Raw genomic sequence first — 12,932 nt, 5'->3', positions numbered from 1 at the left:
GCGCCTCAGGACTGGCTGTCCAGGATGTCCTGGTAGAACGCGCGCAGCTCCTCGCCGCCCGACGACCGCCAGGTCTCGATGGCCGCGTCGAGGTCCGCCATGGACTTGCGACCGCGCGAGATGTCCTTCTCGAGGTCGACGAACGGCTGGCCGATCGACGCGTACTGCGCGGGCTCGACGATCTGCTGCGCGTAGAACAGCGGGTCCTGCGCGTAGCCCGACGCCTTGGCCTTCCACTCCGACGCGGCCTTGACGTACCCGGGGTACTGCACGTGCGTCTCGGACAGCGGCGGGTCGACGAGGAAGATGTACGTCGGCTGCAGCTCGGTCGCGGCGAGCTCCGTCGGGACGGGCAGGCCGTCCGCACCCTTCGTGTAGTGCACGCCCTCGACGCCGTTGTTGATGACGTCGTACTCGGTCGTGCCGAACGGTGCCGCGATGACGTTGGCCAGCGCGAGCAGCTCCTTGATCCGGGCCTCGTCGTCGGACTTCTTGAGGAACGAGAAGATGTTCGCCGGGTTGCCCTTCCACAGCACGGGCTCCCCGCCGTCGGCCGCGAACGGGTCGAACGGCTGCTGCCAGTACGACGGGTTGGCCGCGAGGTTGTCGCGCATGGCCTCGTGCCAGCCGCCGACGCCGTCCGAGGCGATGAGCGTCTGGCCGCTCTGGAACCGCAGCTTCGCGTCGCCGGTCTGGCCCGCGACCGCGTCGGGGTGCACCGCGCCCGACGCGAACAGCGCCGCGTTCCACTCGAGCGCCTGCCGGTACTCGTCGGTCTCGACGCGGTGCACGAGCTTGTCGCCCTCGAGCTTCCACTTCGGCACGACGCCGTGGATGATCGCGGCCGTGTTCCACAGGTCGTCGGCGCCCCACTGGTTGCCGCCCGTGAGCTCCTTGGCGAGGTCGAGCAGGTCCTGCCCGTTCGTCACGGCCGGCGTGATGCCCATGGCCTCGAGCAGGTCGCGGCGGTAGAAGGTCGCGTCGGTGATCGTCTCGCCCGGGAACGGCAGACCGTAGAGGCGGCCGTTGAAGACGCAGAACTTCCACGCGTCGGACGGGATGTTGGCGAGGTTCGGGTACTCCTCGACGAGGTCGCCCGCGAGGTACGGCGTGAGGTCCTGGAACACGTTGCCGACGATCTCCGAGCCGAACCGCGGCGGGAGGTTCCACGTCGGGATCGAGACCCAGTCCGGGACGTCCTTGGCCGACGCGAGCACGGCGGCGAGCTTGTCGCCGTAGGTGTTGCCGTCGGCGATCTGGAAGTTGAGGTCCGAGCCCATGAGCTCGTTGACCGCCGCGTAGTACTGGTTGCCCTTGGTCGGCGGGATCGTGCCCCACAGGGGCGTCATCGCGGTGAAGACCAGGCCCGTGCCGGGGGCCGTGGGCACGGACCGCACGAGCTCGGCGGGGATCTTCTCGTAGCCCGGGACCGAGCCGGAGACGCTCGGGTAGTCGGGCTCGGCGTAGGTGACCGGGATGTAGCTCGGGATGACGTCGCCGATCGGTGCCGCGCTGGTCGCCGCGCCGGTGGGGGTTCCGGGGCTGCACGCGCTGAGCAGGGACGGGACGCCGACGACCGCGGCGCCGGCGGCCAGCATCCCCAGGAACGAGCGCCGGTCGACAGCCACGTCGCCGACGCGGCCGAGCTGGAGGGGAGGGGTCATCTTCGTCCTTCACTTCCTCGTGAGGCGGGATCGCGCATCGAAGCGGTTCGATCGCGGGAAATGTACGGCATGAACGAATCGTCGGGCAAGGGTTGGTGCGCGCCGGCGACCGCCTTGCCTGATCCGGCGTCGTGGACCACCATGAACCGCGCGAGTCCGTCGAACTCCGGCGATGGTGACAGCCCGTGAGGGCCGTGGCGATCGTCGAAACGGTTCAACCAGCGGCTTCGTCAGGCCGGGCGACGGAGCACGGCCTGCCGAGGCCGCCCGCCCGCTCGACCCGACCCACCGTGAGGACCCCGTGGCCGACGACGCCCCGCCCACCCCGCCGTTCCGCGACCCCGCGCTCCCCCTGCCCGACCGGGCCCGCGACCTGCTCGGGCGGCTCACGCTCGACGAGCGGATCGCGTTCCTGCACCAACGTGTGCCCGCCGTCCCCCGGCTCGGTCTCGCGGAGTTCCGGACCGGGACCGAGGCCCTCCACGGCGTCGCGTGGCTCGGCACCGCGACGACCTTCCCGCAGCCCGTCGGGCTCGCCGCGACGTGGGACCTCGACCTGATCACGCAGGTCGGCGCGGTCGTCGGCACCGAGGTCCGCGCCAAGCACGCGGCCGACCCGACCGTGTCGCTCAACGTCTGGGCACCCGTCGTCAACCCGCTGCGGCACCCGCGGTGGGGGCGCAACGAGGAGGGCTTCTCCGAGGACCCGCACCTCACCGCCACGCTCGCGACCGCCTACGCGCGCGGGCTGCGCGGCGACCACCCCGTCTACTGGCGGACCGTCCCCACCCTCAAGCACCTGCTCGCGTACGGCGTCGAGACGGACCGCGCCGTCCTCAGCGCCCAGCTCCCGCCGCGCGCGCTGCACGAGTACGAGCTGCCCGCGTTCCTCGGGCCCCTGCGCGCGGGCGTCGTCGGCGCCGTGATGCCGTCCTACAACCTCGTCAACGGGCGGCCGACGCACGTCTCGAAGGACCTCATCGACGCGCTGCGCGACGACCGCGACGGGTTCCTGCTCGTCGTCTCCGACGCCGGTGCGCCGAGCAACCTCGTCACGGGCGAGCGGTACCACCCGGACCACACCACCGCCGCGGCCGCCGCGCTCCGGGCCGGCGTCGACTCGTTCACCGACCACGACGCGGACTCGTCGATCACCGTCGGGCGGGTCCGAGCCGCCCTCGACGCCGGGCTGCTCGACGCGGCCGACGTCGACCGGGCCGTGCTGCGCCAGCTCGAGCTGCGGCTCGCGACCGGCGAGCTCGACCCCGACCTCGACCCGTGGGCCGGGACCGGCGCGGACGCGATCGACCTGCCCGAGCACCGCGCGCTCGCGCGCCGGGCCGCCGCCGCCGGCGTCGTCGTCCTCGAGAACGACGGGGTGCTGCCGCTGCGCGACGGCGTGCGCGTCGCCGTCGTCGGGCCGCACGCCGACCAGGTCTGCACCGACTGGTACTCCGGCACGCCGCCGTACACGGTCACGCTCGCGGACGCCCTGGCCGCGCGGCTCGGCGCGGACCGCGTGACGCTCGTCGACGGCGCCGACCGCGTCGCGCTGCGCTCCGTCACGACCGGCCGCTACGTGCGGCCGGGCGACGACGGCGTCCTCGTCGCCGACGCCCCGCGCGCCGACGAGGACACGCACGTCGACCTCACGTCGTGGGGCGAAGGCCTGCACACGCTGCGGTCGCTGCGCACCGGCCGGCTGTGGACCGGTGCGCGGTGGATCCTGCACGCCGACGCCGACCGCGTGGGCGGCTGGGTCGTGCAGGAGTCGTTCCGCGTGCACGCCCACGGCGACGACACGGTGTCCGTCCAGCACGTCGGGTCGGGACGGTGGGTCGTCGTGCAGCGCGACGGCGGCGTGCTCGTCGCCGACGCCGCCGACCCGCAGCACGCCGAGCGTTTCACCGCCCGCACCGTGCACTCCGGGCACGCCCGGGCGGCCGCGGCTGCCCGCGACGCGGACGTCGTCGTCCTCGCCGTCGGCAACGACCCGCACCTGCTCGGGCGCGAGACCGAGGACCGACCCCACCTGCGGCTCCCCCACGCCCAGGCCGAGCTCGCGCGCACCGTGCTCGACGCGAACCCGACGACCGTGCTCACCGTCGTCTCGTCGTACCCCTACGTGCTCGGCGACCTCGGCGACGCCGCCTCCGCCGTCGTCTGGAGCGCGCACGCCGGGCAGGAGCTCGGGCACGGGCTCGTCGACGTGCTCACCGGCGACGTCGAGCCCACCGGGCGCCTCACGCAGCAGTGGCCCGCCGACGAGGCGCACGTCGGCGACCTGTTCGACCACGACCCGATCGGCGGCGGCCACACGTACTGGTACGCCCCGCACCCGGCGCGCTGGGCCTTCGGGCACGGGCTCACCTACAGCGCCGTCGAGTACCTCGGCCTGACCGTCGACGCCGAGGACGACCTCGACGAGCTCTCCGTCGCCACCGCGCGCGTCATCGTGCAGAACACCGGCGACCGCGTCGCCGAGGAGCTCGTCCAGGTCTACGCGGCCGCGCCCGCGCACCGGCTGCCGTACCCGCGGCGCAGCCTCGTGAGCTTCGAGCGCGTGCGCCTCGAGCCGGGCGAGACGCGCGAGGTCGCGCTCGCCGTGGCCGTCGCGGGCCTCGCCGTGTGGGACGTCACGAGCGGGTCGTTCGTCGTCGAGCCCGGCGGGTACGAGCTGCACGCCGGGTCGTCCGCCGAGGACCTGCCGCTCGTCGCCGACCTCAAGGTCGCCGGGACGCCCGTCCCGCCGCGCACCCTGCTCGAGGGCTGGGTTCGCGCCGTCGACCACGACGAGCGCGCCGACGTCCGGCTGGTCCCCCGGGACCGGGACGCGGGCACCGCCGTCGAGGTCGCCCCGGACGCCCGGACCGGGTGGGTGCTGCTGCGCGACGTCGACCTGCACGGCGTCGGCGGGCTCGAGCTCACCGTCGCCCGCACCGACGCGGGCCCCGCCGCGGTCCACGTCGAGGTGCGCGAGGGACGGCGCTGGGAGCGGGTCGCGACCGCTGCCGTCCCCGAGGGCACGGACCGGTGGGACTGGCGCACCGTGCGCGCGACGCCGCGCACCACGCTGCCGACCTGGGGCGAGACCGACGTGCGGCTCGTGCTCGACGGCACCGTCCGGCTCGGCGAGGTGCGGGGGACGCGCGCGGGCTGACCGCCCGCTCCCCGGGCGGACGACGCGGCGTCAGCGGGTGCCTCGGTGCCGTCCGACGTCCGTCGGCCGGGTCCGGCCGGTGGCGGGGCGTCACTCGACGCAGAACTCGTTGCCCTCCGGGTCGCGCATCACCGTCAGGCCGTCGCCCCGCACCACGACGACCGTCGCCCCCAGCGCCCGCAGGCGCTCGACCTCGGCAGGCACGTCGCCCTCGGGCGCCCGCAGGTCGAAGTGCAGGCGGTTCTTCGCGGTCTTCGGCTCCGGCACGCGCTGGAACCACAGCGTCGGGCCGCCCCAGCCCGCGGGCTCGACGAACGCCTTGTCGCGCGTCGAGTCCTCGTCGACATCGCTCCCGAGCGCCGCCGCCCAGAAGCCGGCCAGCGCGAGCGCGTCGGCCGCGTCGAACGTCACGCTCTTGATGAAGGTCGCCACCCGGACGACGCTACCGTCGCGCCCCTCAGGCCACCCAGGCACCCGCGCGCATCACGCGGACCGGGGCGAGCGCGTCGTCGACGACCACGACGTCGGCACGCCGGCCCGCGACCAGCGCGCCCAGGTCGCGCCGACCCAGCACGTCGGCGGGCGTGGTCGCCGCCGCGAGCACCGCGTCCTCGAGCGGCACGCCCGCCGCGACGACGTTGCGCACGACGTCGAGCAGGTGGGCGACGCCGCCCGCGATGGCGCCGCCGCCCGGCGGCGTGGACCCGTCGGCCTCGACGATCCGGGCGACACCGTCGGCGACGCGCACGGCCATCGGACCCAGGCGGTAGTCGCCGTCGGGCATGCCGGCCGCCGCCATCGCGTCCGTCACGAGCGCGACCGACCCCGGACCGACGAGGTCGAGGACCGCCCGCACCGTGTCGTCGGCGAGGTGCGTGCCGTCGGCCACGAGCTCGACGACGAGCTCGCCCCGCGCCGCCGCCGCCAGGCACGCGGCGACAGGGCCGGGGTCGCGATGGTGCAGCGGGCGCATGCCGTTGAACAGGTGCGTCGCCGTCAGGCGCCCGGACCGCGCCGCCGGCGCCGACGCCAGGAGGTCGAACGCCCGGTCGACGGCCACGTCGACCTGCGCCGCCGACGCGTCCGTGTGGCCGACCGACGGCAGCGCCCCCGCGTCGACGAGCGCCGCGAGCACGTCCGCGCGCGCGTCCGCCGTCCCGGTCCCGTCCGCGACACCCGGCACCTCCGGCGCGACCGTCATCGTCACGAGGTGACCGCGCGCCGCCGCGGCGACCTCCGCGACGAGCGCCGCGTCGCCCGGCCGCATGTCGTCGGGGTTCTGCGCCCCGCAGCGGTCCGCCGACAGGAACGGCCCCTCGAGATGGATGCCCACGACGTCACCCGCGTCGGCGAGATCGGCGAGGACCGCGGTCCGCGCGAGCAGGACGTCGCGTGGCGCCGTCACGAGCGACGCGACGAGGCTCGTCGTGCCGTGCCGCAGGTGCTCGTGCGCCGCCGTGCGCGCCGTCCCGACGTCGACCGCGTCGGGGAAGCTCGCCCCGCCGCCCCCGTGGCAGTGCACGTCCACGAGGCCCGGCAGGAGCGTGCCGGCGCTCTCCGCCGGGACGGTCCACGGCGCCGGGACCCGGTCCGCGGGTCCGACCCACGCGAGCGTGGCACCCACCACGACGACGACGCCGTCGTCCAGCACCCGCGCCGGGGTGACGACGCGTCCGCGCAGGACGTGCGGTGCGGGGCCGGTCGTGCCGGCGGGGTCGAGGGAGGCGTCGACGCTCACGCGAGCATCCTGCCGCACCGTCCGCTCGCTCGTGGCCGGTGCCACGTCGCCCGTCGCGGTGGTCACCACGAAGTCGGCGGGGCGATGCCCGGACGGGCGGCGAGCTCGCCGCGAGCGGCCCGGCGACGGAGGACCGCACCGGCCCACCACCGCCCACCGCCCGCCCCACCCGCGCCCACGAGCGCCACCAGCGCGCCCGCCGCACCTGCCGCGGGCCACGCGCCGCTCGCCCACGACGGCAGCAGCCCGACCGCCAGCACCGCACCCACGGCGGCGAAGGCGAGCACGTGCTCGGCCTCGCGCGGCCGACGACGGAGCAGCCACGCCGTCAGGAGCCCCACGGGCCACCCCACGACCGCGACCGGCACGATCGCGGTGAGCGCGACGAACGGCACGAGGACGAGCGACGCGGAGGCGGACGCGACGTCCGCGCCGCCGCCTCCCGCCGCGGTGCGCCACGCGGTCAGCGCGGTCGCGACGACGCCGGAGACGAGGGTCACCCCCAGCAGGACCGTCCAGCACAGCGCGCACAGCAGCGCCACCCGCGCGGGTCCCCGCACCAGCCCCGCGTGCCAGTCCTCGGGGGCCCACGGGGGCCGGTGCGCGTCCGTCCGGGACGCCCCGTGCCCCACCGGCGCCGCGCCCCACGGCGACTCCGACGGCCCTGTGCCCGTCACCGGTCGACCCCGCGCGGCTCGGGTGCGGCTCCGCGCGGCGCGGGGCCTGCGGCGCGCGGCTCGGGTGCGGAGGCGCGCGACGCCATCCGCGCGCGGTGCAGACGTCGCGCCGCGCCCGCGAGCATCCGGGCGTACGCGTGCTGCCCCAGACCGACCGCCGGCCAGGCCACGCGCGCCCACCACACCGCCGGCAGGGAGAACGCCTCGACGACGAACCACACGCTCCCGTCGGCGTCCCGCTCGACCGCGAACAGCTCCTCCCCGCGGAACGGGTGGCCCGGGACGGTGCCGTACGCGAACGCGGTGTGGCACGCGGCCTCGTCGACGGCCACCACGACGCAGGGCGCGGTCAGACGCAGCCGCCCCACGCCCGGACGGCTCACGACGCGCACTCCCGGTCGGGCCGGACCGTCGGCGTCGACACGGACGCCCGCCGCCGCCTGGACCCGCCACGCCAGGAGGTCGTCACCGAGCGCGACCGCCTCCTCGGCCGTGGCGTGCGCGGCGACGCGCCACCGTCTCGCCGTGCAGCGGTAGCCCGCGGGGCGGTCGCCGCGCAGCGTGGCCCCGACCTCCGCGTACGTGACTCCGTCGTCGCGACTGGCGACGCCGTGCGGGACGTCCGGGCCACGACCCCGCTCGCCGTGCGAGGGGCCCGCGTCGGCACCACCGGCACCGGGCGGGACGACGGCGTCGGGACCGCCCGCGTCGCGCGGCACGTCGGCGTCCGCACGGGCGTCGAGACCACGACGGTCCGCCGTGCTCACGTTCGGCGACGGGCGGCGGCCGAGCACGGTGAGCCCGACGAGCGTGCACCCGACGAACCCGAGCGCGTGGGCGACGCCGTGCGTCGCGACCATCAGGCCGAGCCCCGGGTGCGGCAGCCCGAACGCCTCGCCCGCGGCCCACCACAGCGCCGGCAGCATCGCCACGACGACGACCACGGCGCCCACGCGGAGCAGCACCCGTGCGCGCCGCACGTCGACGCCCGTCGCGCCACCCGTCCCCGGTCCGCGCGACGACCCGCGCGACGACCCGCGCAGCACCGCGGCCGCGCCGCACCAGAGGGCCACCGTGAGCACGACGGCTCCGACGAGCTCCGCCGGGTCCGACACGAAGTAGCCGCCGAGCACCAGCAGGACGCCCACGGGAACCGCCGCAGCGGCGACGTCGGCGGCACGGCCCGGCGCGACCCCCGTCACGAGGCCCGCCACCAGGCACGCGCCGAACCCCGCGAACAGCATGTGCGGGACCGTCAGCGTCAGGTACGTGCCGCCGAAGCCCAGCAGCCCCCACCCCGCGCGCTCCGCGACCAGCGCCGCGGCGCCGATCGCGGGCGTGACGAGCGCGACGGCGACCGCCCAGCGACGCCCCCGCACGGCCGGCGTCTCGGGTGGGCGCACGAAGACCCCGAGGCCCGCCACCGCGAGCACCACGCCCGCCACCGCGAAGGGCAGCGCGAGGGCCGCGGCGACCGGTCCGACGGGGAGCCAGACGGCCACCGCCGCGGCGAGACCCGCGAGCGGCCATGCCCGCGACGCCGGGCGCGGGACCACCTGCGGGCCGAGCAGTCGCAGACCGAGCGGGACCACGACTGTCGCACCGATCCCGACGACGACGTGGACGGCGGCCAGGGCAGGCGCCCCCAGCCCGTCCGCGCTCACGCGCCCTCCCCCGCGTCGCCGACCGCCGACCGCACCTCGGGGGCGACCGGTCCGCTCGTGTCGTGCCGACGCTCGACGTCGTCGTCCACGCGCATCGCCTCGCGCACGAGTCGCAGCAGGTCGTCCGTGACGCGCCGGGCGACGGGGAGCCGCGCGAGGCTCACGAGCCGGCCGACGAGGGGTGCGGCACCGTCGACGAGCGCGCGCGTGCGCCGCTGACCGGGCGACCCGTCGTGCACCCAGAACAGCGTGACGCCGAGCTGCGCGAGCCACAGGAGCTCGGGCAGGTCGGCCCGCAGGTGGCGCGGCACCGCGGGCGCCGCGCGGTCGACGACCTGGCGGAACACCTCCTCGCTGGTCGCGCGCGCTCCGCGGGACGCCGTGGAGAAAGGGCTCGCGGCCGACGTGGGCCGGATCGCCACGGTGACGAACTCCGTGCCGAACGCGTGGTACCCGGCGAACGCGTCCAGCCCGGCGTGCAGCACGCCGCGCAGCAGCGTCGGCAGGTCGCCCCCTGCGGCGAGCACCGCCGCCGACCGCCGTGCGTGGTCCTGCGTCACGTCGAGGTAGAGCTCCTGGACGAGGTGGTCCTTCGAGGCGAAGTGGTAGTACGCGTTCCCGGTCGCGACACCGGCCTCCTGCGCGACGAGCCGCATCGTCGTCGCCGCGTAGCCGCGCTCCCGGAACAGCCGCAGCGCCGTGGCCCGCACGAGCGCTCGCGTGTCACGCACCTCGCGGACCTCCCGCACCTCGCCCGCCACCGGCACCTCCCCTGCTCCCCCGCGGCGCGTCTCCGCCTCGTCCATACCCCTGCTCCTCGCGGTTGAACGTGTTCAACTGAACGTGTTCAACACCGTAGCGCAGGCAGCACGGGCACGGAACGGGAGGTGGTGTGACGCGCGACCCACGCGGTGAGCGTCCTCACGGACGCGCGGGCCGGGCTAGAAGAGGCGCGAGTCGACGTCGTCGACGCCACGCATGGCGTCGTAGTCGAGCACCAGGCACGAGATGCCGCGGTCCGTCGCGAGGACACGGGCCTGCGGCTTGATCTCCTGCGCCGCGAACACGCCGCGCACGGGCGCGAGCAGCGGGTCGCGGTTGAGCAGCTCGAGGTAGCGGGTGAGCTGCTCGACGCCGTCGATGTCGCCGCGGCGCTTGATCTCGACGGCGACGGTGCCGCCCAGCGGGTCCTTCGCGAGGATGTCGACCGGGCCGATCGCCGTCGGGTACTCGCGGCGCACGAGCGTGTGCCCGTCGCCGAGCAGCAGGATCTGCGCCGCCAGCAGCTCCTGCAGGTGCGCCTCGACTCCGTCCTTCACGAGACCGGGATCCACGCCCAGGTCGTGCGCCGAGTCGTGCAGCACGTCGTACAGGTCGATCTCGAGGCGGTCGTCGGACTTCGTGTGCTGCACGGTCCACACCGCCGTGACGCCCGCCGCGCGGGACTCGTCGTCGGGCTCGCCCACCACCATCGTGCACGGCGGGCTCATCCAGTTGAGCGGCTTGTACGAGCCACCGTCGGAGTGCAGCAGCACGCTGCCGTCAGCCTTGACGACGAGCAGACGCGTCGCCCGCGGCAGGTGGGCGTTGAGCCGGCCGCTGTACCGGGCGGCGCACGAGGCGACGACGAGACGCATGGACGACGACCTTCTGTGAGGACGGGCGTGCGGCGACGGGGACGGTGCCCCTCAGATCACCGAGCCGACGTGGGACGGCGTGGCCTCGATCCAGGACGTGAGCCCCGCGTACGCGTCGGGCGCCATCATGAGGTGGACCGTGCGACCGCTCACCCGGCACGTGACCACGACGACGTCCGCGCCGCTCGGGTGCGTCCCCGGGACGCGTGCGACGACGGCCAGACCGGAGCGGTCCCACCGCATCGACGGACGGGGCGACAGCGACCAGCGCCGCCACCAGTAGAGCCGCTGCGAGCCGTACTGGGCGATACCCAGCGACCACGGTCCGGACTCCGTCCGGCCCACGGCGCACCGGAACGAGCCGACCCGCCGCTCGAGCGTGTGCACGCGCGAGACCCACATGAGCACGACGGCCAGGAGCAGCGCAGCAGCGCCGATCAGCAGGCCGACGACCACGGGGCTCACCGTCGCATCGACCTCAGCGCGCGTCGCCGGCGGAGGCCGGTCGGGTGCCGGACGCGACCGTGTCGACGACGACGGTCACGGTGTCGGAGTCGACGGACAGGAAGCCGCCGTCCACGTGCCAGCGCAGCGGCTCGCCGCCGCCGACCGGCTGGACCCGGACCTCGCCGGGGCGGAGCACCGACAGGATCGGGGTGTGGCCGGCGAGGATGCCGATCTCACCGTCGGCAGCCGGCGCCGACACCTGACGAGCGGTGCCCGACCAGACCTTGCCGTCGGTCGCGACGAGGTCGACCTCGAGGTCAGCCACGGACCTCCTCCTTCACGTTCGATGCGGTGGCGGCGCGCCCTGCGACGCGCCGTCGGCGGAGAACCGCCGTCCCGCGCCCGGCATTGCGGCCGGGCGCGGGACGGAAGGGTCTCAGACGCCGTACTCCTTCTGGATGCGGGCCCAGTTGCGCTCGAGGTCCTCGAGCCCGCCGATGTTGAAGAACGCCTGCTCGGCGATGTGGTCGAACTCGCCGTCCGCGATCTTCTTGAACGCCTCCACCGTCTCGGACACCGGGACCGTCGAGCCCTCGACGCCGGTGAACTTCTCGGCCATGTAGGTGTTCTGCGAGAGGAACTGCTGGATGCGGCGCGCCCGCGCGACGACGGTCTTGTCCTCCTCGGACAGCTCGTCGACACCGAGGATCGCGATGATGTCCTGCAGCTCCTTGTTGCGCTGGAGGATCGACTTCACGCGCGTCGCCACGTCGTAGTGGTCCTGGCCCACGTAGCGCGGGTCGAGGATGCGCGACGTCGAGGCCAGCGGGTCCACGGCGGGGTACAGACCGCGCGACGCGATCTCACGCGAGAGCTCCGTCGTCGCGTCGAGGTGCGCGAACGTCGTCGCCGGGGCCGGGTCGGTGTAGTCGTCCGCGGGGACGTAGATCGCCTGGAGCGACGTGATCGAGTGACCACGCGTCGAGGTGATGCGCTCCTGCAGCAGACCCATCTCGTCGGCGAGGTTCGGCTGGTAGCCCACCGCGGACGGCATGCGGCCGAGCAGCGTCGACACCTCGGAGCCGGCCTGCGTGAACCGGAAGATGTTGTCGATGAAGAGCAGCACGTCCTGCTTCTGCACGTCGCGGAAGTACTCCGCCATCGTCAGCGCGGACAGGGCGACACGCAGACGCGTGCCCGGCGGCTCGTCCATCTGGCCGAAGACGAGGGCCGTCTTGTCGAAGACGCCCGCCTCCTCCATCTCGACGATGAGGTCGTTGCCCTCACGGGTGCGCTCGCCGACACCGGCGAACACCGACACACCACCGTGGTTCTGGGCGACGCGCTGGATCATCTCCTGGATGAGGACCGTCTTGCCGACGCCCGCACCACCGAACAGACCGATCTTCCCGCCCTGCACGTACGGCGTGAGCAGGTCGATGACCTTGATGCCGGTCTCGAACATCGTGGTCTTCGACTCGAGCTGGTCGAAGGCCGGAGGCTTGCGGTGGATCGGCCAGCGCTCCGTGATCTCGAGCGTCTCGCCCTCGGCGAGGTTGAGCACGTCGCCCGTGACGTTGAAGACCTTGCCCTTGGTGACGTCGCCGACGGGCACCGAGATCGGCGCGCCGGTGTCGCGCACCTGCGCACCGCGGACGAGGCCGTCGGTCGGCTTGAGCGCGATGGCACGGACGAGCGAGTCGCCGAGGTGCTGGGCGACCTCGAGGGTCATCGTGAACGCGCCCTCGCCCTCGCCCTGGCTGGAGAGGTCGATGTCGACCTGCAGCGCGTTGTAGAGCTCGGGGATCTGGTCCGCGGGGAACTCGATGTCCACGATCGGACCGATGACGCGGGCGACCCGACCCACGCCGGGCGTGCCGGCGGTGGCGGCCGTCTCGTCGACGGTGGTGGCGGTCATGTCTGGCCTCGCTTCGCTCGTCCGGAG

Annotated in this window: 11 protein-coding genes; 1 reads left to right on the top strand and 10 read right to left on the bottom strand. The window is 74.8% G+C overall.

Annotated features, from left to right (window positions below):
* Positions 1-5 precede the first annotated feature (5 nt).
* Positions 6-1,664, bottom strand: a complete 1,659-nt coding sequence (locus tag GXP71_RS01935; protein WP_162351267.1) for a twin-arginine translocation signal domain-containing protein — start codon at positions 1,662-1,664, stop codon at positions 6-8.
* A 301-nt stretch (positions 1,665-1,965) separates the two neighbouring features.
* Here GXP71_RS01935 and GXP71_RS01930 point away from each other — a divergent pair, with 301 nt between their 5' ends.
* Positions 1,966-4,824, top strand: a complete 2,859-nt coding sequence (locus tag GXP71_RS01930; protein WP_238402563.1) for a glycoside hydrolase family 3 protein — start codon at positions 1,966-1,968, stop codon at positions 4,822-4,824.
* Between the two features lie 90 nt (positions 4,825-4,914).
* Here the strand turns inward: GXP71_RS01930 and GXP71_RS01925 are convergent, their stop codons facing one another.
* The 9 genes from GXP71_RS01925 to atpD all read right to left on the bottom strand — a co-directional run bounded on the left by GXP71_RS01925 (position 4,915) and on the right by atpD (position 12,905).
* Entirely contained in the window at positions 4,915-5,256 is a 342-nt protein-coding gene (locus GXP71_RS01925) for a VOC family protein (protein ID WP_162351265.1), read from the bottom strand.
* 25 nt (positions 5,257-5,281) lie between these two features.
* Positions 5,282-6,562: an N-acetylglucosamine-6-phosphate deacetylase gene (locus tag GXP71_RS01920; protein ID WP_202924318.1), complete on the bottom strand. Its 1,281-nt coding sequence runs from the start codon at positions 6,560-6,562 to the stop codon at positions 5,282-5,284.
* Positions 6,563-6,624: 62 nt separating this feature from the next.
* Positions 6,625-7,239, bottom strand: a complete 615-nt coding sequence (locus GXP71_RS01915; RefSeq protein WP_162351264.1) for a hypothetical protein — start codon at positions 7,237-7,239, stop codon at positions 6,625-6,627.
* The gene (locus tag GXP71_RS20080) at positions 7,236-8,903 is read right to left on the bottom strand and encodes a YndJ family transporter (protein ID WP_202924317.1); all 1,668 of its coding nucleotides are present in this window, start codon (positions 8,901-8,903) and stop codon (positions 7,236-7,238) included. The genes GXP71_RS01915 and GXP71_RS20080 overlap by 4 nt, the downstream gene beginning before the upstream one ends.
* Positions 8,900-9,709: a TetR/AcrR family transcriptional regulator gene (locus GXP71_RS01905; protein WP_162351263.1), complete on the bottom strand. Its 810-nt coding sequence runs from the start codon at positions 9,707-9,709 to the stop codon at positions 8,900-8,902. The genes GXP71_RS20080 and GXP71_RS01905 overlap by 4 nt, the downstream gene beginning before the upstream one ends.
* Before the next feature lie 135 nt (positions 9,710-9,844).
* Positions 9,845-10,540: an endonuclease NucS gene (nucS, locus tag GXP71_RS01900; RefSeq protein ID WP_162351262.1), complete on the bottom strand. Its 696-nt coding sequence runs from the start codon at positions 10,538-10,540 to the stop codon at positions 9,845-9,847.
* A 51-nt stretch (positions 10,541-10,591) separates the two neighbouring features.
* Positions 10,592-11,005, bottom strand: coding sequence for a DUF2550 domain-containing protein (locus GXP71_RS01895; RefSeq protein ID WP_162351261.1), 414 nt, complete (start codon positions 11,003-11,005; stop codon positions 10,592-10,594).
* 13 nt (positions 11,006-11,018) lie between these two features.
* Positions 11,019-11,312, bottom strand: coding sequence for a F0F1 ATP synthase subunit epsilon (locus tag GXP71_RS01890; protein WP_162351260.1), 294 nt, complete (start codon positions 11,310-11,312; stop codon positions 11,019-11,021).
* 111 nt (positions 11,313-11,423) lie between these two features.
* On the bottom strand, positions 11,424-12,905 hold the full coding sequence (gene atpD / locus GXP71_RS01885) for a F0F1 ATP synthase subunit beta (protein ID WP_162351259.1): 1,482 nt from the start codon (positions 12,903-12,905) through the stop codon (positions 11,424-11,426).
* Positions 12,906-12,932 lie beyond the last annotated feature (27 nt).

Source organism: Cellulomonas sp. H30R-01 (assembly GCF_010119915.1).
In the GTDB taxonomy this organism is placed as follows: Bacteria; Actinomycetota; Actinomycetes; order Actinomycetales; family Cellulomonadaceae; genus Cellulomonas; species Cellulomonas algicola.
The sequence above is the reverse complement of the archived record's forward strand: the minus strand, read 5'-3'. Positions and strand labels throughout refer to the sequence as shown.

Bases quoted from the DNA above. Each gene is read 5' to 3' on its own strand.
- atpD (WP_162351259.1), bottom strand. From the start codon at position 12,905: ATGACCGCCACCACCGTCGACGAGACGGCCGCCACCGCCGGCACGCCC.
- nucS (WP_162351262.1), bottom strand. From the start codon at position 10,540: ATGCGTCTCGTCGTCGCCTCGTGCGCCGCCCGGTACAGCGGCCGGCTC.
- GXP71_RS01905 (WP_162351263.1), bottom strand. From the start codon at position 9,709: ATGGACGAGGCGGAGACGCGCCGCGGGGGAGCAGGGGAGGTGCCGGTG.
- GXP71_RS01935 (WP_162351267.1), bottom strand. From the start codon at position 1,664: ATGACCCCTCCCCTCCAGCTCGGCCGCGTCGGCGACGTGGCTGTCGAC.